This is a genomic window from Psychrobacillus sp. AK 1817 (assembly GCF_008807035.1).
GTDB lineage: Bacteria > Bacillota > Bacilli > Bacillales_A > Planococcaceae > Psychrobacillus > Psychrobacillus faecigallinarum.
Window position 1 is genome coordinate 238,755 of sequence record NZ_CP031739.1, and the last position, 21,511, is coordinate 260,265.

18 protein-coding genes and 1 pseudogene are annotated in these 21,511 nt (G+C 36.8%); 16 read left to right on the forward strand and 3 right to left on the reverse strand.

Annotated elements, in window-relative coordinates; genetic code table 11:
* Positions 1-95 precede the first annotated feature (95 nt).
* From ahrC to D0S48_RS01230, 6 genes are all read left to right on the forward strand, one after another.
* Positions 96-545, forward strand: coding sequence for a transcriptional regulator AhrC/ArgR (gene ahrC / locus D0S48_RS01205; protein ID WP_144536042.1), 450 nt, complete (start codon positions 96-98; stop codon positions 543-545).
* A gap of 80 nt (positions 546-625) precedes the next feature.
* On the forward strand, positions 626-2,329 hold the full coding sequence (gene recN, locus D0S48_RS01210) for a DNA repair protein RecN (protein WP_151109509.1): 1,704 nt from the start codon (positions 626-628) through the stop codon (positions 2,327-2,329).
* 95 nt (positions 2,330-2,424) lie between these two features.
* Positions 2,425-3,381 carry a SpoIVB peptidase S55 domain-containing protein gene (locus D0S48_RS01215; protein ID WP_151109511.1) on the forward strand — a complete coding sequence of 319 codons (957 nt, stop codon included), beginning with the start codon at positions 2,425-2,427 and terminating at the stop codon, positions 3,379-3,381.
* A gap of 263 nt (positions 3,382-3,644) precedes the next feature.
* Entirely contained in the window at positions 3,645-4,436 is a 792-nt protein-coding gene (spo0A, locus tag D0S48_RS01220; RefSeq protein WP_144536046.1) for a sporulation transcription factor Spo0A, read from the forward strand.
* 520 nt (positions 4,437-4,956) lie between these two features.
* Positions 4,957-6,528: a flagellar assembly protein A gene (locus D0S48_RS01225; protein WP_151109513.1), complete on the forward strand. Its 1,572-nt coding sequence runs from the start codon at positions 4,957-4,959 to the stop codon at positions 6,526-6,528.
* Positions 6,521-7,240, forward strand: coding sequence for a glycerophosphodiester phosphodiesterase (locus D0S48_RS01230; protein ID WP_151109515.1), 720 nt, complete (start codon positions 6,521-6,523; stop codon positions 7,238-7,240). Before D0S48_RS01225 ends, D0S48_RS01230 begins: the two co-directional genes overlap by 8 nt.
* Before the next feature lie 132 nt (positions 7,241-7,372).
* On the opposite strand, the gene D0S48_RS01235 is transcribed toward D0S48_RS01230, so the two are convergent.
* Positions 7,373-7,621: a DUF2627 domain-containing protein gene (locus D0S48_RS01235; RefSeq protein WP_144536052.1), complete on the reverse strand. Its 249-nt coding sequence runs from the start codon at positions 7,619-7,621 to the stop codon at positions 7,373-7,375.
* 128 nt (positions 7,622-7,749) lie between these two features.
* On the opposite strand from D0S48_RS01235, the gene D0S48_RS01240 reads away from it, so the two are divergent.
* The 9 genes from D0S48_RS01240 to D0S48_RS01280 all read left to right on the forward strand — a co-directional run bounded on the left by D0S48_RS01240 (position 7,750) and on the right by D0S48_RS01280 (position 18,545).
* On the forward strand, positions 7,750-9,768 hold the full coding sequence (locus tag D0S48_RS01240) for a sigma 54-interacting transcriptional regulator (protein WP_151109517.1): 2,019 nt from the start codon (positions 7,750-7,752) through the stop codon (positions 9,766-9,768).
* An 85-nt stretch (positions 9,769-9,853) separates the two neighbouring features.
* Positions 9,854-10,948 carry a branched-chain amino acid dehydrogenase gene (gene bcd / locus D0S48_RS01245; protein WP_151109519.1) on the forward strand — a complete coding sequence of 365 codons (1,095 nt, stop codon included), beginning with the start codon at positions 9,854-9,856 and terminating at the stop codon, positions 10,946-10,948.
* Between the two features lie 85 nt (positions 10,949-11,033).
* Complete coding sequence (gene lpdA, locus D0S48_RS01250; protein ID WP_144536058.1) at positions 11,034-12,464, forward strand: dihydrolipoyl dehydrogenase; 1,431 nt, start codon at positions 11,034-11,036, stop codon at positions 12,462-12,464.
* 18 nt (positions 12,465-12,482) lie between these two features.
* Positions 12,483-13,493 (forward strand): thiamine pyrophosphate-dependent dehydrogenase E1 component subunit alpha, encoded by a 1,011-nt coding sequence (locus tag D0S48_RS01255; RefSeq protein WP_144536060.1) that lies wholly within the window; start codon positions 12,483-12,485, stop codon positions 13,491-13,493.
* Positions 13,493-14,476, forward strand: a complete 984-nt coding sequence (locus D0S48_RS01260) for an alpha-ketoacid dehydrogenase subunit beta (protein ID WP_144536062.1) — start codon at positions 13,493-13,495, stop codon at positions 14,474-14,476. The genes D0S48_RS01255 and D0S48_RS01260 overlap by 1 nt, the downstream gene beginning before the upstream one ends.
* A 51-nt stretch (positions 14,477-14,527) precedes the next feature.
* Positions 14,528-15,847, forward strand: coding sequence for a dihydrolipoamide acetyltransferase family protein (locus D0S48_RS01265; RefSeq protein ID WP_151109521.1), 1,320 nt, complete (start codon positions 14,528-14,530; stop codon positions 15,845-15,847).
* Positions 15,848-15,997: 150 nt separating this feature from the next.
* Positions 15,998-16,990 (forward strand): LLM class flavin-dependent oxidoreductase, encoded by a 993-nt coding sequence (locus D0S48_RS01270; RefSeq protein ID WP_151109523.1) that lies wholly within the window; start codon positions 15,998-16,000, stop codon positions 16,988-16,990.
* 283 nt (positions 16,991-17,273) lie between these two features.
* Positions 17,274-17,645 carry a YolD-like family protein gene (locus tag D0S48_RS01275; RefSeq protein ID WP_186318055.1) on the forward strand — a complete coding sequence of 124 codons (372 nt, stop codon included), beginning with the start codon at positions 17,274-17,276 and terminating at the stop codon, positions 17,643-17,645.
* 216 nt (positions 17,646-17,861) lie between these two features.
* A complete protein-coding gene (locus D0S48_RS01280) occupies positions 17,862-18,545 on the forward strand; it encodes a VC0807 family protein (protein WP_225215955.1) in 684 nt (227 codons plus the stop codon).
* A gap of 46 nt (positions 18,546-18,591) precedes the next feature.
* Here D0S48_RS01280 and D0S48_RS01285 read toward each other — a convergent pair.
* A pseudogene (locus D0S48_RS01285) lies at positions 18,592-19,472 on the reverse strand (LysR family transcriptional regulator).
* A gap of 104 nt (positions 19,473-19,576) precedes the next feature.
* Between D0S48_RS01285 and D0S48_RS01290 the strand changes: the two are divergent.
* Entirely contained in the window at positions 19,577-20,647 is a 1,071-nt protein-coding gene (locus D0S48_RS01290; RefSeq protein WP_151109525.1) for a citrate/2-methylcitrate synthase, read from the forward strand.
* A gap of 303 nt (positions 20,648-20,950) precedes the next feature.
* On the opposite strand, the gene D0S48_RS01295 is transcribed toward D0S48_RS01290, so the two are convergent.
* On the reverse strand, positions 20,951-21,280 hold the full coding sequence (locus tag D0S48_RS01295; protein WP_151109526.1) for a hypothetical protein: 330 nt from the start codon (positions 21,278-21,280) through the stop codon (positions 20,951-20,953).
* Between the last annotated feature and the right edge of the window lie 231 nt (positions 21,281-21,511).

Below are 21,511 nucleotides of genomic sequence, written 5' to 3' on the forward strand. Positions count from 1 at the left end.
GCGACTCATCATGAGTCGCGTTTTTTCTTGTTACTTTTGCAATGAAATGCTAAGGTATAATTAAAATAGAATATTTATACAGCAAGGAGATAATTATGAACAAAGGACAACGGCATATTCGTATAAGAGATATTATCGCGAATTATGAAATCGAGACTCAAGACGACTTAGTAGATCATCTTAAGAACGCAGGTGTTAACGTAACTCAAGCGACTGTCTCTAGAGATATTAAGGAATTACATTTAGTGAAAGTTCCATTGCCAAATGGAAACTACAAGTATAGCCTCCCGGCAGACCAAAGATTCAATCCTATGCAAAAACTGCATAGAGCGTTAACAGATGCCTTTGTTAGCATTGATGGAGCTAGCCATTTCTTAGTGATGAAGACACTGCCAGGAAATGCTCACGCAATAGGTTCTTTAATTGATTATTTGGATTGGGAAGAAATATTGGGCACAATTTGTGGCGATGATACGTGTCTGATCCTTTGCAGAGCCGAAAGTGATTGTGAGGCAGTTAAAAGCCGATTGCTTGAAATGTTATAGGAATATCACTTAAATGTATAAGTGAAATCTACTTCACTTATACATTCAAGCTGTTCTATCTTTAAATAGAGGTGATAGGTTTGTTAAAAGAACTTTCCATTAAAAATTTTGCGATAATAGATGAACTTACTGTAAGCTTTGAAGAAGGTTTAACTGTGCTAACTGGTGAAACTGGAGCTGGAAAATCAATCATTATTGATGCGGTTCATCTGCTTTGCGGAGGTAGAGGATCACAGGAATTTATTCGACATGGCGCAAAAAAGGCAGAGCTAGAGGGACTATTTATCATTTCAGATCCAAAGCATAGCGTTTTTAAGAAAATGCTAGATGTTGGTATTGATAAAGATGAGGAAACAATCATTTTGAGAAGAGATATAAATGAGTCTGGAAAAAGTGTCTGTAGAGTAAATGGGAAACTTGTAACAATTGGTATTTTAAGAGAAATTGGTGCCAGTTTAATAGATATCCATGGTCAGCATGAAAGCCAAGAGCTAATGGATGACAAGGCACATATTCACTTGCTTGACCAATTTGCTGGAGACGACCTGAAGGCAGTAAAAGAAGCGTATAGGGAATTATTTAGTAAATACAAAAAATGGAAAAAAGAATTGGCTACATTGACGGAAAATGAGCAGCAAATTGCCCATAAAATTGACCTGTACACATTTCAAGTAGAAGAAATTGATGAAGCTCAATTAAAAAGAGGAGAAGAAGAATCTCTTCAGAATGAAAAGAAAAAGCTATTAAACTTTCATAAAATGTTTGATAAAATCAGCAGCTCATATGATGCCATTTTAGGAGAATCTAAAGGATTAGACTATATAGGTTCTGCTATGTCTGATTTACAAGATATTTCGGATGTAGACGAGAATATGAAGGATTTAAGCGAAAGCGTTTCTTCGGCATTTTATATATTGCAGGACGCAGCACATCAACTTAAAAATGATTTAGATGAAATGGAGTATGACAGCAATCAACTTCAAATTGTAGAAGATCGATTGGCTTTAATACAGACTTTAAAAAGAAAATATGGAGCCTCGATTGAAGAAATTCTTGAATACAAAGAACAGATTCAACATAGCTTGGACCAATTAGTCAATCGAGATGAACAAATTCAAAAAATGGCAGAAAAAATACGTCAAATTGAAATAGATCTTCAGCTAGAGGCTAACGAGTTAACCGATAAACGGAAGGCCGCATCTTCCTTGTTGAGTAACGCTATTATGGAGCAGCTTCAGGAGCTTTATATGGAAAAAGCAACTTTTGCTGTTATGTTCCATGATCATCCTAATCCTATCTATAATGAAGATGGTATAGACGATTTATCCTTTTATATATCTACAAACGTTGGTGAACCGTTAAAGGCTTTAACTAAAATTGCTTCAGGTGGCGAATTATCTAGAATGATGCTTGCTTTAAAAAGTATTTTTTCGAAGCATCAAGGCATTACCTCTATTATTTTTGATGAGGTAGATACTGGTGTGAGCGGCCGAGTTGCCCAAGCGATTGCTGAAAAAATTGCGGGCATTGCGACAAATTCACAAGTTTTGTGTATATCTCATCTTTCCCAAGTTGCAGCGATGGCTGACCAGCATTTATTGATTAGAAAAGAAGTTTCTGGAAATCGTACCTATACGTTGCTGGAAGAAATAACGGATGACCAACGGGCCGAGGAATTAAGCAGAATGATGTCAGGCACGGAAATCACAACTACTACTTTAAAGCACTCCAAAGAATTACTAAAAATTGCATATGAACGAAAAAAAGTGTTAAGAAACTCTTGAGGACCCATTACTTTTGGGTCTTCTTTTTTTATCAATTATTTACCTCACATAGAGTTCTTAGCGAAGGACATAGTAAAGTGTATGGGAGGTGAAATATGAAAAAAAGCTATCGAATTTGGTCGCTTTTGCCAATTATTTTCTTGACTTTATTCTTTCTAAGCACCACTGCATTTGCTTCTAAAGTTTCCGTTGTCCCACTTGGGCAATCTATTCAGATCGACCTCCAATACGGATCTGTATTTCTTAGTCATGATGTCTTGATAACAGATGATTATTGGCTAAAATCTGGTGATACAATTCATCAAATAAACGACCAAACGATATCGAGTATTGATGACTTAAAAAGACAATTGAAAGACAAGAAACAAATTATTATTCAGTATGAGCGCAACAAAACAATGTATACGAAAGATATGAGTGCTGATCAAATGATTAAACTCTTTCCTTTCTTGCGTGATGCAACTGAAGGAATTGGAACTTTAACCTATTTCGATCCTTCAACCAATGAATTTGGCGCATTAGGGCACCAAATTGTCGATCATACATCTGGTGTTACGCCAAAATTTTCAGAGGGCTCTATTTATTTGTCCTCTATTGAGCAAATTAAAAAAAGCATTCCTGGCAAACCTGGATATAAAATTACTTCACACGGAAACAATAGTCCTCCCATTGGAGGAGTAAATGAAAATAACGTTTATGGAGTTTTCGGTAAGTTAGAAAACAAAGCATTAGCCAATATTCCAATGCATCAGGTAGCAGTAGCAGAAAAAGAAGAAATTACGACTGGCAAAGCTATCATGCGTACTTCAATCGATGGTGAAAAAGTACAAGACTTTACAATTAACATCTCTTCTGTCGATGGACATTTATTTCAATTCACTGTGACCGATCATCAGCTTATCAAAAAGACAGGTGGAATTCTCCAAGGAATGAGCGGTAGCCCAATCATCCAGGCAGACAAAATTATTGGTGTCGTAACTCATATGTATGTCGACAAACCCAAAAACGGTGCAGCTTTAGCAATAACTGAGATGATGAAAAAAAATCCATGAAGTATAGATGAAAAGGCTACATCCTATTTTGGATGTAGCCTTTTTGGTGTCTTAAGGTGGATATAAGGTCTTGCGTTTATACGATACATAGGTTTAAAATGTTAATGAATAAAATTCGACAAAGCATAAGAAAAGATTTACAATTTGTCGTAATACCACGTAATCATAATAGGAAAGAATCATTTTTATTTTATAAAAAGGAAGTGGGAAAAAGATAGCGAATAATATCTATGTAAAAAATTACAAAAGGTGGATGAACTTATATGGAGAAAATAAAAATTGCAATAGTCGACGATAACAAAGATTTAATACGCACAATGGATTCTTATTTTGAGCAGCATCCTGAAATAGAGGTTATCGGTACTGCTTATAATGGAAAATTATGTTTGGAATTGTTAGAATCAATCAAACCAGACGTTTTGCTGTTGGATATTATCATGCCGCATCTTGATGGAATTGCTGTTTTAGACTCTTTACAGAAAAATAACAAGCTGAAGGACTTACAAGTCATCATGTTAACTGCATTTGGTCAGGAAGATGTGATGAAACAGGCTGTAGATCTTGGGGCCTCTTATTTCATGCTGAAGCCTTTTGAATTTGACCGTTTAGTGACACAAATTATTCAGGTTGCTGGAAGAAAGGGCTCTATTCAGGAAGCACCTGCAAAGTCCAATCCTGAAAAAGAAGCATTACAAAATAAGCGCATGATTGATAATACTATTACTAATGTTATTAAAGAAATGGGAGTACCTGCGCATATTAAAGGTTATTCTTATCTTCGTGAAGCAATTCAAATGGTATATGCTGATATTGAACTGTTAGGCTCCATTACGAAAGTATTATATCCAGAAATAGCAAAAAAATTTCAAACAACTCCTTCTCGTGTTGAGCGTGCCATTCGTCATGCAATTGAAGTAGCATGGAATCGTGGAAACTATGAAACTATCTCGAAAATGTTCGGCTACACAGTTCATCACTTAAAGTCTAAACCTACAAATAGTGAATTTATTGCGATGATCGCAGACAAAATTCGTATGGAGAATATGGCTAGTTGAAAGTGAAAGAATCAAGCTTCCAGATATAAAATAATAGTGAACGGTGCAACGAATTTTTAACACCATTCCAATGAACTTTACTTTTGACGTAGCAACTAAATATCGTTGCCCGACCTACTATTAAGAGTGGGTCTTTTTTTATTTTTAGAATGGTAAATAACTTAGTATAGTTATTCAGTAGATTTAGAAATTAAGAAAAAGTAAAATCATTATATTATTTTTTTCTTATAGATATTTGTTTGAAGTATTATGGTAAAATATATTTATACTGAAAATTGGCAGAAAATTCATGGTATTGCTCCAGGTTTTATCATACATTAGATCAGTAAAACTTTATTACTTATCTAATGGGTGAAAAGATCTGAAAAAATATTTTTTAATGTAGTATCAATGTCATGTTGGAACATGTATTGTTTAATAGATTAATAAATATCCCTCCTCAAAAATGAATTTTTAAAGTAGTTTTGCAAGTTTTCAAGGTTGAAGAAGATAATATATCTTTAGAAGGGTTGAGAAGAAATTGGTTATTGAAGATAATGATAATTTAACCATAACTGAAAAGAATGGACAGGTCTTTTTGTTTACAAAAAAAGATGGTTTTAGTTTAAAAAAGTTCGAAGAATATATTAGAAAATACCCACGCTTCAAAATCACAAGTTTTACAGCTTTAAAAAAAGCACTCTCGACTAAATCTACAGAACCTCAAGAAATAGGAAATTGGCTAGATTTAATTGAAATAGACATTAGTGCAGATTATATGGAAGTACTTTTGACTATAAACGAATCACCTACATATATTCAGGATAATATCATAGAAGTACAGACCCACATACATAAGCTACTCGAAGAACATAACATTAAATTTGGCAAAAAAACATTAGATATATTATCTTTAAAAACTGGGAAGCCTTTTATAATTGCACAAGGAAAGTCTCCTCAAAAAGGAGAAAATGCGCATGTTAGTTATTTAGAGCAAGCCGAAAAAAAGCCTGTGATAAACGAAGATGGTAAGGCAGATTATTTTGATATGAATTTTATCAAAGAGATAGAAGAGGGATCATGGCTAGGAGAAAAAGTTCCTGCTAAAGAAGGTATAGACGGTATAAATGTCTATGGGGAATATGTGCCGGCAAGTCCTGGAGATGACGTCCAACTTAAATACGATGCAAAATCTGCATATGAAATTGAAGAGGATGGTAAAATCGTACTTCGCTCTAAAACAAAGGGTGTCATTGGTGAAGTAAATGGAGTGTTATCCGTACTAAAACATTTAATTGTAGATGGGGATGTTGGAATAGAAACAGGAAATTTAAAGTTTGATGGTTCTATTCAAGTTAAAGGTACTGTGATGGCTGGGTACTCCGTTATTGCTTCAGGTGATATTTCAATCGAAGGTAAAGAAGGAGTTAATTCCGCCGAGCTAATAAAATCAGCTGAAGGAGATGTCTTTATTAAAGGAGGCATTTTTGGTCGTGGAATAACCAAGGTAGAGGCACATAATAATATATATATTAAACATGCCAACGAATGTACACTACAGGCAAAAGAACAGGTGCATATCGGCTTTTATGCACTTGGTGCAACTATTTTTGCTCATGAAATTATATTAGATGATCGAAAAGGGAAAATTATTGGAGGAAAGGCTGTAGCAGTCAATTCAATTACAACAGCATTTAGCGGAAATAGCATGGAAAGAAAAACAGAACTTGTCGTGCAAGGTATAGACCGCAAAATCTTAACCGAAAATGCTAAAACTTTGGCAGAAAAGATGGTAAAGCTACAAGAGGAAGCAACTAAATTAAACTATCAAATCTATCAGCTTGGCGAATTGAAAGACAATATGACTACTCAGCAGAACGGGATATATGAGAAAACTAAACAAAAATACAATCTTTTACAGCAGGATGTGAAAGAAACAGATAGAGAAATACAACGTATTTTAAAATTGCTAAGAAGTAACGTAGAATACTATGTTAATGTTACAAAAGAGGCAAATCCGGGTACCATTATACAAATTGGAAATAAATCTTCCTTATTAACAACTACTACAAAAGGAAAATTTAAGTTAGAAAATGGGGAGTTAAATGTCTAATCTACCGGTATACGCGCATCGTGGTGGCGCTACAAAGTATGTCGAAAATTCACTTAGGTCTTTTGAGTATGCAAAGAAAATAGGCGTGGACGGAATTGAAATGGATTTGCAACTTTCAGCGGATGGAGTGGCTTTTGTTACCCATGATTTGGACTTTTTTAGATTAGCGGGTATAAACAGAAGAATAACTGATATGGCTGCTGAGGAGATTCTTCAGCTAAAACTAGGGAAAACGTTTCTACGTAGATTTTTATATTCAAGAGTACTTAGTTTTGACGACTTTCTATCTTTTTTTGAACAAACAAATTTGAAGCTAAACGTGGAATTTAAGGAATCTTTTCTTGGAAAAACAGAAAAAATTGAAGAAGTAGTGTACAAGACAAAAAATATTAAGGATGTTCATTTCTCTTCTTTTGAAGAAAGCATTCTAGAAACTATACAAAGAATGCCTATAAAAACAAAAACTGCTTTTATCGGAAAGAAAAATTCCAGTTGGGATGAAATTTTAGCTAATCGCTCATATGATGCCATACACCTTAACAAAAAATTCTTTGGTACTGAACTAATGGATAGGATATGGGAGGCAGGATTTCCTATGCGATTTTATAATATAAAAGGAACGGAGAAATATTTGAAAAATCCGCCCAAATCGGTTATTGGGTGGATTACTGATTTTCCACTGAAAGTAATTGAGCAACAAAATCGTTTATAAAATTACATCTTTTACAAAATAAAATTTCCACCTCAATGAAAAATTTCTTACTATGTATTCTAAATAACAAAAAGACTATAGACATGTTCAAATTTCTTTGAGTTTGTCTATAGTATAAAGACACAGGCTTTTCTAGTCTGTGTCTTTTTTCTTTTGAAATCGTGGTGCAACTTTTCCGTTTTTTCTATCTCTATTTAATAAAAAACCTGCAAAGAAGCCTAGACCTAGAACTGTAAAGATTAATCCGCAAATAAACTGAACGGCTAGTCCTCCAATAGGAAGTATTTGTAATCCAAAAAATGTATCTCTCATTAATTTGATTCCAAAAGCTGCCAATATTCCCGGTATTAATAACACGATTAAAGCTAATAAACGAGCCACTTTCTTCACTCCTGTTCCTTCTATTTTAATTTTACATTCAAGTTTATGATTGTCAATGATTGAAACTTACGTTATGATATAGAAGAAATGCAATAAGTTGCAGAAAAAAAGTGGGGGTGTGCATATTTTTGCAAAACATACTCATTGTAGGTGCAGGTAACGGTGGATATGCACTTCTCAAGTTAATAGAGCAGGCGGATTACCTTCAGGTTACCGCTATTGTAGATATTAACGATGAGGCTCCTGGAATAATCTACGCTAAACAACATAACATACCAACTTATAATGAGTGGAGGAGTTTGTTAAGCAAGGATATTCAAATCATTATTGATGTGACTGGTCAGAAGGAAGTGTTCTATGAATTACTTCAGAATAGACCTGCCACCGCTGTATTGATACCTGGTGAGATAGCCAACTTAATCGTTACATTGTTGGAAGAAAAAAATAGCTATATTCAAATTATCAACCAAAGAAAGGCCTTACAGGATCTCATTTTTAACTCCATAGAAGAAGGGATGATTGGCATTAACAGCCAAGGCATCGTCAACTTTTTTAATAAGAGCGCTGAAAGAATGACCTTAATTCCTGTAGAAGAGGCCATGGGTAAACATGTGGTTGATGTTATCTCCTTAAGTGAATTACCAAGAATATACGAAACAGGTAAGGTCGAACTGAACAAAGAACTTACTCTTGAAAGCGGTACCAAAATAGTTACCTCTAGGTATCCTATGGTCAATAATGAGGGTAAACGTATCGGAGCCTTCGCAGTATTTCAGGATATTTCGGAAGTAGTTCGTCTTGCCGAAGAAATTACAAATTTAACAGAAATACAAAAAATGCTTGAAGCAATCATTTATTCAAGTGAAGATGCCATATCTGTAGTAGACGAAGATGGCAAGGGAATTCTTATTAACCCTGCCTATACCCGAATCACGGGGTTTAGTGAAGAGGAAGTTATTGGGAAACCTGCTACTGCCGATATATCTGAAGGTGAAAGTATTCATCTAAAGGTACTTCAAACTAAAAAGCCTATTAGAGGTGTAAATCTTCGAGTCGGTAAGGAAGAGAAGGACGTCATTGTTAACGTAGCACCTATTTTAGTAAACAATCAGTTAAAAGGTAGTGTCGGTGTAATTCATGACATGACTGAAATGCGAGGTCTTATGAAGGAATTGGATCGAGCCAGGACTATTATTCGAACGCTTGAATCATCTTATTCCTTTGAAGACATAGTTGGTATTTCTGATGAAATCAACTTAGCAATAGAACAAGCAAAGCTGGCAGCGAATGTTCCAATAACCGTTCTTTTAAGGGGAGAGGTCGGTGCAGGAAAGGATTTGTTTGCGCATGCTATTCACGGAGAGAGCAGTCGCTCTATGTATCCTTTTGTACGAGTTAACTGTAGCTCACTAGAAGAGCACCTTTTAGAAAGAGAATTGTTTGGTTACCAAGAAGAAGGTATTACGTATCCAGGTAAACTGGAGGAAGCATTCAAGGGAACTATTTTCTTAGACGAGGTTGGGGAACTGACTAAGAAAACTCAGGCGAAGCTCTTACAGGTATTAAGAGAAAATGTTTTTGTACCTGTCGGGGGTACCGCACCTAAGCATGTGGATGTCCGAATTATTGCAGCAAGTAGTCTTAATTTGGAAAAAGCAATGAGAGAGGGTACATTTAGAGAGGACTTCTATTTTCAACTAAATCGAATGCCTATCTATATTCCTTCTTTACGCCAAAGAAAAAAAGATATTCCGCTACTTGCGGAACGATTGTTAGTTAAACTGAACCAAGAGTTTGGTCGCAATATCGAGGGATTTACCAATCAGGCACTCGAAATCTTATGTCTTTATGATTGGCCAGGTAATGTGCGAGAATTAGAGAATATTATAAGTCGCTCTATGATCTTTCTCCAACCGAATGATCGTTTAGTAGACGAACGGCATTTACCAAAATTAATGCTTCAGTTATCAACGGAAGAAGATGAAGATTCGATTGCTCCTTTATCGGAGCAAATGGATGAAATGGAGAAAAGAGTACTTGCCCAAGCACTTAATATATGTGAGGGCAATAAATCTAAAACAGCTAAAAGACTTAATATTTCATTACGTTCTCTGTATTATAAGCTGGAAAAATATAATCTCGTTTAATGGGGAAAATGTTCAAGTAAATAGGGGTATTTACTATAAATGATCTTAAACATGCATCAATTTAACTACTAGGAGGAACTTACAAATGGAAATCTTCAAATATATGGAAACTTATGATTACGAGCAATTAGTATTTTGCCAAGACAAAACTTCAGGACTTAAGGCGATTATCGCAATTCATGACACTACATTAGGGCCAGCACTTGGTGGGACTCGTATGTGGAATTATGCTTCAGAAGAAGAAGCAATTGAAGATGCTCTTCGTCTTGCTAAAGGGATGACATACAAAAATGCTGCTGCTGGACTCAACCTTGGTGGAGGAAAAACAGTAATTATCGGTGATCCATTAAAAGATAAAAACGAAGAAATGTTCCGTGCATTTGGACGTTTTATCCAAGGATTAAATGGTCGTTACATTACAGCAGAAGATGTGGGTACAACAGTAGCGGATATGGACCTGATACATGAGGAGACAAATTATGTAACTGGTATTTCAGAAGCATTTGGTTCTTCAGGTAACCCTTCACCAGTAACAGCTTATGGTGTATACGTAGGAATGAAAGCTGCTGCTAAAGAAGCATTTGGTTCTGATTCTTTAGAGGGGAAAACAGTTGCAGTGCAAGGTGTTGGGAACGTAGCTTATACTCTATGTGAATTCCTACATAAAGAAGGAGCAAAATTAGTAGTTGCTGATATTAACCAAAAATCAGTGGATCGTGCAGTCGAAGCATTTGGAGCTGTTCAAGTAGGGGTAGATGAGATCTACTCACAAGACGTAGATATTTTTGCACCATGTGCTCTTGGAGCAATTGTAAACGATAATACTATTCCACAATTTAAAGCTAAGGTTATTGCAGGATCTGCAAACAACCAACTGAAAGATACAACACATGGTGACTTAATCCATGAAATGGGTATCGTTTATGCACCAGACTACGTGATCAATTCTGGAGGAGTTATTAACGTTGCAGACGAATTATATGGATATAACCATGATCGTGCGATGAAACGTGTGGCAGGTATCTACAATAAAATCGAACGTATCTTTGAAATTTCTAAACGTGACGGTATACCAACTTATGTAGCTGCTGATCGTTTAGCAGAAGAGCGTATTGCTCGTGTAAGTAAATCTCGCAGCCAATTTTTACAAAACGGAAAACATATTTTAAATGGCCGTTAATCGATAATTTCATCTTAGTTGTAAATAGGCCGACTTTATAGATTTTTTGTAAAGCGGTCTTCTTATTTGGAAGGAGAGGACTTACTTGGCAAAAGAATATGACGTAGTCATTATTGGAGGAGGGACTGGTGGTTATGTAGCTGCCATTCGCTCGGCACAGTTAGGGTTAAAAACAGCAATCGTTGAGAAGAGTAAATTAGGTGGTACTTGCTTACATAAAGGCTGTATACCAAGTAAAGCCTTACTTCGTAGTGCAGAAGTTTTCTCCACTACCAAAAATCACGCAGCCGATTTTGGCGTAAATACTAGTGAAGTAACACTAGATTTTAGCAGAGTGCAAGCACGTAAGGAATCCATTGTAAACCAATTGTTTCAAGGGGTTCAGGGATTGATGAAAAAAGGGAAAATTGATGTTTATGAAGGAACTGGCAGAATGCTTGGTCCATCTATATTCTCACCTTCACCTGGTGGTACAATCTCTGTGGAGATGAATAACGGTGAAGAAAATGAAATGCTTATTCCTAAAAATGTTGTAATTGCAACAGGATCTCGTCCTCGCTCCTTACCTGGTTTAGTTATAGATGGTTCCTTAGTGATGACTTCAGATGAGGCATTATCAATGACAGAGCTTCCAAAATCTATTCTTATTGTCGGCGGAGGAGTAATCGGTATTGAATGGGCTTCGATGTTAAATGATTTTGGTGTGGAAGTTACCGTGATTGAATATGCAGATAGAATTATACCTACCGAGGATAAAGATATTTCTAAAGAAATGCAAAAACTTTTAAGCAAAAAAGGAATTACATTTGCAACAAACGCAAAAGTGCTTCCTGATACTTTAAATACTGTAGACAATGTTGTCAAAATCTCAGCTGAGGTTAACGGTGAAACACAATCTTTTAGTGCTGAAAAGATGCTTGTATCAGTTGGTAGACAGGCAAATACAGAAGGTATTGGTATCGAGAATACAGATATTGTTATAGAAAATGGATTCATAAAGGTTTCTGAAACATTTCAAACGAAAGAATCACATATATATGCAATTGGTGATGTAATCGGAGGTCTACAATTAGCCCATGTAGCTAGTCATGAAGGGATAACTGCAATAGAGCACATCGCAGGAGAAGACATAATTCCTATAAATTATGATCTTGTATCTCGCTGTATTTATGCAAGTCCGGAAAGTTCGAGTGTAGGAATAACAGAGCAACAAGCAAAGGAACAAGGGTTTGATGTAAAAATAGGCAAGTTCTCTTTCAAAGCAATTGGAAAGGCTCTTGTATACGGTGAATCGGATGGCTTTGTGAAAATTGTTGCCGATAAGAAAACAAATGACATATTAGGCGTTCATATGATTGGACCTCACGTAACGGATATGATTTCAGAGGCTGGTTTGGCAATGGTTCTAGATGCTACTCCTTGGGAAATGGCACATACAATTCATCCACATCCTACCTTGAGTGAAATCATGGGAGAAGCAGCGTTAGCTGTAGATGGTAAAGCTATTCATATGTAAAAAAAGGGGGATTTCTATATGACAAACAATCGTCATGAGGAGCTTGGGTTAACAAATGAAGATGTATTAAAAATGTTTGAGACGATGCTAATGGCACGCCGTATTGATGAGCGTATGTGGTTATTGAACCGTGCGGGTAAAATTCCATTTGTTATCTCTTGTCAAGGACAAGAGGCAGCACAAGTGGGAGCGGCATTTGCTCTAGATAACACAAAGGATTATATTGCACCATATTATCGCGATATGGGAGTAGTACTGCATTTTGGTATGACACCTAAAGATTTAATGCTATCTGCATTTGCTAAAGCAGAGGATCCGAACTCTGGCGGACGTCAAATGCCGGGGCATTTTGGACAAAAGAAGAATCGTATTTTAACTGGTTCCTCTCCAGTTACAACACAGCTTCCCCATGCAGTTGGAGTCGCTCTAGCTGCTAAGATTGAAAAGAAGGACTTTATCACTTTTGTAACGCTAGGCGAAGGTTCATCTAACCAAGGTGATTTCCATGAAGGATTGAACTTTGCAGGGGTGCATCAATTACCTTGTATCACAATGGTAGAAAACAACAAATATGCAATATCTGTTCCTTTTGAGCGCCAAGTTGCTAGCAAAAATGTCGCAGATCGTGCCAGCAGCTATGGAATGCCAGGTGTTACAGTAGATGGAAAAGACCCAATCGAGGTTTATAAAGTAGTGAAAGAAGCAGCTGATCGTGCAAGAAATGGGGAAGGTCCTAGTCTTATTGAGGCAGTGACTTACCGATTAACTGCCCACTCATCAGATGACGATGATAGACAATACCGTACTGCAGAAGACATTGCAGAAGGGAAAGCATTAGATCCTATTATTACATTTGCAAAATATTTAAGAGATTTAGACATTCTGTCAACAGATCTTGAAAAAGAAATAAATGATCGCATTATGAAGGAAGTAAATGAGGCGACTGATTATGCAGAAGCTGCACCATATGCTGCTCCGGAAGATGCATTAAAACATGTCTATGCTGAAAAAGACGGGGGGAACGCATAATGGCAATCATGTCTTATATCGATGCAATAACACTTGCAATGAAGGAAGAAATGACTCGTGATGAGCGCGTTTTCGTTCTTGGTGAAGATGTTGGACGTAAGGGTGGAGTGTTCAAGGCAACCAACGGACTTTATGATGAGTTTGGAGAATACAGAGTTCTAGATACTCCTCTTGCAGAATCTGCTATTGCGGGAGTAGGGATTGGGGCTGCAATGTACGGTCTTCGTCCTATTGCTGAAATGCAGTTTGCAGACTTTATCATGCCTGCTGTTAACCAAATTATCTCAGAGGCTTCACGTATTCGTTACCGTTCTAATAATGATTGGACTTGTCCTATAGTAATTCGTGCGCCTTTTGGTGGCGGAATTCACGGTGCGCTTTATCATTCTCAATCTGTAGAGGCTATTTTTGCTAACCAACCTGGACTAAAAATCGTTATTCCTTCTACTCCATACGATGCCAAAGGATTATTAAAAGCGGCTATTCGTGATGAAGACCCGGTTATGTTCTTTGAGCACAAGCGTGCTTATCGCCTTATTAAAGGAGAGGTTCCGGACGAAGATTACACGATTGAAATTGGAAAAGCAGATGTAAAGCGTGAAGGGGAAGATATAACAGTTATTACTTATGGTCTGGCTGTTCATTTTGCTCTTCAAGCAGCAGAACGTTTAGAAAAAGATGGCATTTCTGCGCATATTTTAGATTTACGTACCATTTATCCTTTAGACAAAGATGCAATTATCGAGGCTGCTTCCAAAACCGGTAAAGTGTTACTTGTAACAGAGGATAACAAAGAAGGTAGCATAATTAGTGAGGTGGCAGCGATTATCGCCGAGAATTGCTTGTTTGATTTGGATGCTCCGATCATGCGCCTTGCTGGTCCTGATGTTCCAGCTATGCCATATGCCCCTACAATGGAAAAATTCTTTATGATTAATCCAGACAAAGTAGAAAAAGCAATGCGTGAGCTAGCTGAATATTAAGTTATTGGAAATATGCTTAGGTGAATTTGATCTATTAAAGGAGGAACCCATATGGCACTAGAACAAATTAAAATGCCTCAGCTTGGGGAAAGTGTAACCGAGGGAACAATCGAAAAATGGTTAGTTAAACCAGGCGATCATGTAAACAAATATGATGCACTTGCAGAGGTCAATACGGACAAAGTTACTGCAGAAGTACCTTCTTCCTTTACAGGAGTCATTAAAGAACTTGTTGCAAATGAAGGAGATACGCTTGCAGTTGGAGAAATCGTCTGTACAATTGAAACAGAAGGCGGCTCTTCCGAGGAAAAAATTGTAGAAGTGAAGGAAGCAGCTCCAGAAGAACCAACTGCAGAAACAGTTAAACCAGCTGAAGTGAATAAACATATCCAATCAGCACCGGCAGAACGGGATAAAGGAATAAAAGCTCGTTACTCTCCTGCAGTTCTTAAACTTTCTCAGGAGCATGACATAGACCTTTCTTTAGTAACAGGTACTGGTAATGAAGGCAGGATTACTCGTAAGGATCTACTAAAAATCATAGATAGTGGAGAGATTCCAAAGGCTGCTCCTGCTGCAAAATCTGCCGTAGAAGAAGCGCCGGCTGTATCTTCTGCTACTGCGAATTCCCAACCAAAGTCTGCTCCTGTTAATGTTCCAGTCGGAGCAGGTGATATTGAAATTCCTGTTACAGGCGTTCGAAAAGCAATTGCAGCTAATATGCTACGTAGTAAGCATGAAGCGCCTCACGCTTGGACAATGATAGAAGTGGATGTAACTAATCTTGTTCAATACCGTGACTCTATTAAAAATGAGTTTAAACAAAAAGAAGGCTTTAACGTTACATACTTTGCCTTCTTCGTTAAAGCAGTAGCACAAGCATTAAAAGAGTTCCCGATGATGAACTCTATGTGGGCTGGTGACAAAATAGTCCAAAAGAAAGACATCAATATTTCGATTGCGGTTGCAACAGATGATGCATTGTTTGTTCCAGTGATTAAACAAGCAGATGAAAAGACTATTAAAGGGATTGCACGTGAAGTGAATGAGCTTGCAGGAAAAGTTCGCTCTGGTAAGCTTAAATCAGATGAAATGCAAGGTGGTACTTTCACAGTCAACAATACTGGTTCATTTGGTTCTGTTCAATCAATGGGTATCATCAACTACCCACAAGCAGCAATTCTTCAGGTGGAATCTATTGTTAAGCGTCCAGTTATTATGGAAGGCGGCATGATTGCTGCAAGAGATATGGTGAACCTATGTCTATCTCTAGACCACCGCGTGCTAGATGGCCTTGTTTGTGGTCGCTTCTTAGCTCGTGTGAAAGAAATATTAGAGAATATTTCGAAGGAAAATACATCTGTATATTAATATTCAGGCGAGAAGTCCCTCAGTAAGGGCTCTCGCCTTTTTTTATTTATAAAACTTAAGTCCCTTTCGTTTACTTTTTTAAACTATTTCTATAGCATTTAAAAGGAAAGAGATACACATGAATTTTCTATGAAGGGACGATTATATATTATGAAATTAAGTGTTTTAGATCAAGCACCGATCACGGCTGGAAATACTGCAGCAGATGCATTAAAAAAAGCAGAAGAATTAGCCCTTTTAGCTGACGAATTAGGCTATCACCGTATGTGGATGGCTGAGCATCATGGAACCGGGGCTTTTGCGAGCTCAGCTCCTGAAGTCATTGCAGCCCATCTTGCTGCTAAAACTCAAAAGCTCCGTATTGGTACTGGCGGTGTTATGATGATGCATTATTCAGCTCTTAAGCTTGCAGAGGTCTTTAAGACGTTAAGTGCTTTTTCTCCAGGAAGAATAGACTTCGGAGTGGGGCGTGCTCCTGGCGGGGATAACTATGCGATGCATGCTCTTTCTGAGGGCCGTCCACCAATGGTGAACAATATGTATGAAAAACTAGGAACTGCATTACAGCTTTTAAATGACGAAGTTCCCGAGGACAGTGTGTACAATAAAACGATTGCTACTCCATCTAATATCGTGCTTCCCGAAGCTTGGTTGCTTGGCTCGACAGGGAACAGTGCGATTCAGGCAGGAAAGATGGGCTTGGGATATTCCTTTGCACAATTCTTTCAGGGAGGAATGACTCCTGCTATTTTAAATGCATACCGTACAAATTTTAAACCTTCAGCATTAATGGAAATGCCTGAGATTAACGTAACGTATTTAGTGACAGTTGCTGAAACAAAAGAAGAGGCAGAATTTGAAGCACTTCCACAGGATATATCTAGACTTTCTCTGATGAAGGGACAAATTCGCCAGCTTATGACACCTGAAGAAGCACAAAACTATCCTTTATCTGAAATGGATCGCATGATGATCCAGGAAAATCGTAAAATCCATTTAGTTGGTTCTGCAAAAGAAGTAGCTACTACTCTTCAAGAAGAACAGGCGCATTATGGGTTCGATGAGGCGATGATTTGTAGTATACCGCATTCTCAGCAAAAGCGTTTAGATGTATATCGATTGTTAGCAAAAGAATTGTTGTAGTGTCTTGATTCTCTTTTATATTAATACTGACTGAGCTTCTTGGTATCTTTAGCGAGTAAGTGAACGATTCGTCGTTCACTTACTCGCTTTTTGAATTGACTTCGTTCGTACTATTACAATTCTCAACTCAAAAAACATACTTTTGCCTTGCTTGCTTTCTAGTATAGATTGTTTGCTAACAGGAAAAACACAGAATAATACTTTATAACATGAATTGCTTTAAATTGGCGGTTGATAACAGAACAAACGTTCTGTATAATGATAAAAAAGAAAGGTGATGGAGATGGCTAATTTCGAGGAAGACTGGAACGCGTTGGATTTATCTAAAATCCGTGATAGAGGTTCAAAAAAGTGGGTGGCGATGATGTTGCCTGAACACGTGAAGATGTTGAGAGACTATCATGAGGAGATAAAAAAAGTTCCGCGCCCAGATCTAAATGAGTTCGACTATGAAGCAATTCAAGAACAAATTGAACTTGCGATGAAAAGAAATGTAGACATAAAAATTAAACGTTGGAAAGATGGAGAATTTTTATATCATCGAGGGACAATTCAATGGATTGATTTAACTAGGCGCATTATCGAATTAGAAGATCCATTTCAATTTTTTGAAGTGAAATTGGATGAAATTGTGGACGTGACGATATTAGAATAAAAACATTCTGAGAGACCTCCTTATAGAGGTCTTTATTGTTTGGAAGTGCTAAGTCTAAATAGATTCAAACATAAAATAATTATAGACAAGATAACTGATGAATCACTTGGGATATATTCAACGTTAGATTTGCTAAATACCTTAATGATAATGAATTCCTTTTACTATAAAAGAGGATTATAGGTATCCATAGGGAATATATTACAGAAGGGTATGATGAGTGGGATAACAGCAAAGGATGATAAAGGGGCAATGAAGAAATACTATATCTTTTTAGAAATCTTGTTTTATGTAGTAGTACCATACTTAATTTGGACTAATGGTAGAGAAGGTTTAGGTGATTATTGGGCACTTTTGTTATCCACTGCGCCTGGATTTGCCTATACTATAGTACGTTTTATTGTAGATCGAGAATTTAATGTGACTGGCATTTTTATCTTGTTCAGTTTATTGGTAGGAACTGTGATTGATATATTATCAGGATCTGCAGAAAGGATGCTATGGAACCAAGTATATTTAGGGGTTGCTTTTAGCTTCGTCTATTTGCTCTCCATGCTCATTAAAAAGCCTCTCCCATTATTTTTCTTTATAGATGTGGCATTCTTGCAGGGATATGACCGTGAAAGCAGTAGAAAGCAGTTCTATCGTAAAGAATTATTTAAATGGTTTCAGCTATTGACGCTAATGTTTGTCATAAGAGGGCTTACCCTAGCAGGCATTAAGGCATGGCTTTTGGACAGGTATGGTGTGGATAGCTATGGCACAATGTTGATTTACTTGAGAATAACTGGTTGGGTCTTTGCAGCAGTTTTCATATGGTTCTATCTAAATATTTACAAGGAAATCAAAAGATTAACGCAGCCACAGCCTCTGCAAGCGATAACAAAAGAAAATCCTTAAAACATATTAGAGAAAAAGCGTTAGCCCATTAGCTAACGCGTCTAACTTATCCAAAATAATATTTGGAAATTTGTGCGATAAATTCTTCTTCTAGCACGCTCTTTTTTTTAACAATGATAAATGTTGAGACAGTAGGCAGGTCGAACAAATCAAAATGTGGCTGCATCATCTTTCCTTCTATTAATTCTCGTCTAACAATAGAGTGAGGAAGAAAGGATACACCGAGCCCCTCCTGGATAAAGCGTTTAGTTATATGGGCTTGTGTGACTTTCATGGTTCTTAATCCAACTACATGCTTATTTAGCTTCAGTAGTAGCTCATCCCAAAAACAGGATGATGGTGAGTAAAAAGATAATTTTTCTGAAGTATCTCTTTCACATCTATTGGTGGTCCATTTTCTTCATCAAATCCATCAAAAGGCATTAAAAACAAAATTGGGTCCTCGTAAATAGAGATTGATTCTATATTTTTCTTTTGAGAATCAATCGCAGATATTCCAACGTTTACTTCCCCTGTATCAACCAATTCCTCTATAAGATAGGATTCCTCTACCCTTATATTTATTTCTAAATCCGTATGCCGCTTTAAGAATGTTTTTAAAAAGTAAGGAAGAATGGTTTCCGCCATAAGGGGAGAAATGGCAATTGTCCATTTACGCCGATACCCTTGTGCAAATGATCGTATTTTATTGACGCTTGACTCCGACTGATGAACTAGCTGCTTAGCCTCTGGAAGAAAAAATTTACCAGCCTCCGAAAGGGTTACACGATTGTTTATTCGATCGAAAAGAGGGGTACCTAAATACTCTTCCAGTAATTTAATATGGACGGTCACACTTGGCTGAGAGACCATTAATTTTTCAGATGCCTTTCGAAAGTTTAAGGTATCTGCAGCTACACAAAATGTTTTTAACCAGTGATATTCCATTATATTCACCTACTTGATTAACTTTTTTAATTAAGTTAATTATATATATTTAATTTTTATTATCAATGTTTTTAAATATAATAAAGAAAAAGGAGGCGTTTCATATGTTTCAAAAAGGATTAAAAGATGTAGTTGCTGTTCATACAAAAATCGCATCGGTGGATGGAGATATAGGAGAGCTTAGATACCGTGGGATAAAAGTAGATGAGCTAGTAAATGAAGGGTCATTTGAAGATATCGCCAATTTTTTGTGGACAGGGGAACGAACAAACACTAGTTTTCCATCTTTAAATGAATTTAGAGAACTACCAAATCACATAATTGCAATTATTGATGCTCTTCCAATGGAAGTGTCCTTGATGGATGCAATGAGAACGGCGATATCAGGCTATGCTCATGCAGAATTTAAAGAAAAATTACTAGAAGAGCAGGCGATAATTTTAACAGCAGCACTGCCGGTCATAGTTGCTAGACATTATCGAAACCAAAAAGGATTAGCAATAGTAGAGCCTAAAAAAGAACTTAGCCATACTGCCAATTATTTATGGATGCTAAATGGTGAAGTACCAACAGATGTACAAGTTGAAGCGCTTGAAACCTATTTAAAGCTAACGATGGAGCACGGTTTAAATGCCTCGACCTTTGCTGCTAGAGTAACGATTTCGACAGAGTCAGATCTTACAGCTGCAGTAACTTCAGCGTTAGGAACAATGAAGGGACCGTTGCACGGAGGAGCGCCTTCAGGGGTAATTTCACTACTCAATGAGTTTAAAAATCCTACAATGATCAGAGACATTGTAAGAGATAAAATTATAAATGGCGAAAAGATAATGGGCTTTGGTCACCGAATATATAAGACAGAGGACCCTCGTTCCATTTTACTTCGAGACAAATGCTTAAACCTCCAAGGAAAGGATCCTTGGTTAGATATCGCAACTATAGCAGAAAAAGAAATTATTGATTTACTTGCAGAGCATAAGCCTGGACGCAAGCTATACACAAATGTTGAGTATTATGCTGCTGCAATCATGCGCTCGATAGATATGCCAGCAGAACTATTCACACCTACATTTAGTGTAGCTAGAATGGTAGGCTGGACTGCACATGCTATTGAACAAATAAGAGACAACACCATTTTCCGCCCACAATCCATTTATGTAGGGGAATTAAAGTAATAGAGGTAATAATGCAGAAGCATCCGGCAAATGTTTATTTTCTATATATACTTAAATAAATTGAACTAAGTATTGTAGATTTCCGTTTTGGTGTACTCTTTGCGAGAGGAGCGATAAGCCATCTCTGCTGCTATTGTTGTTACACAAAACATGTTGTTAGCTGCCCACCCACATTGTCTGCGTGACGCATAATGGGATTGTTCTCAGGCATCTGGTATTGGTTATATCGCTATATAGTCGAAACTGTTATGTGTTTAGTTTGCTAAATATAAAAAGTCATGTGTTATAAAACACATGACTTTTTTATGATTTTTGTTTATTTTTGATGAATGTGTAAATATTTAAAACAACTCCTATGACAAACATAATAATTGCATTCAATGCAAGAACTAAAACCATAAATCCTCCTGCAAAAGCAATTCCTTCTCTTGTGTCATCTGGATCAAAGTTTTTATTAGCATAATAAATTCCGAAAGCGATAAAACAATAGACTATCACCGGAACTAAAAGGGCCATAACAATTGAAGAAACCCATAAAGGAATTTTCCTTTTTTGGTATAAATACACTGCTAAACCATCACAGATTACAAGAGACAATAATAAAACAATCCAAACAATAGCATCACCGTTCATATTAATTACACCCCTTCTATAAAAGGTTAACCTAATGTGGATATTTTTACAATTAAAGGTAATTTTCTGGCATCCGAAGAGTGCTTATACCGAAAAATTGAATAAACTGATGTGGAGAAAACCGAACTTTGGAAAGGACAGTTAGACCGTAATCTAACCTACCCCGCCAACATACCCCTAATTGGTTTCCTGCAACTTTACTAGGAAATCAGTGGATATACATTACTGTAA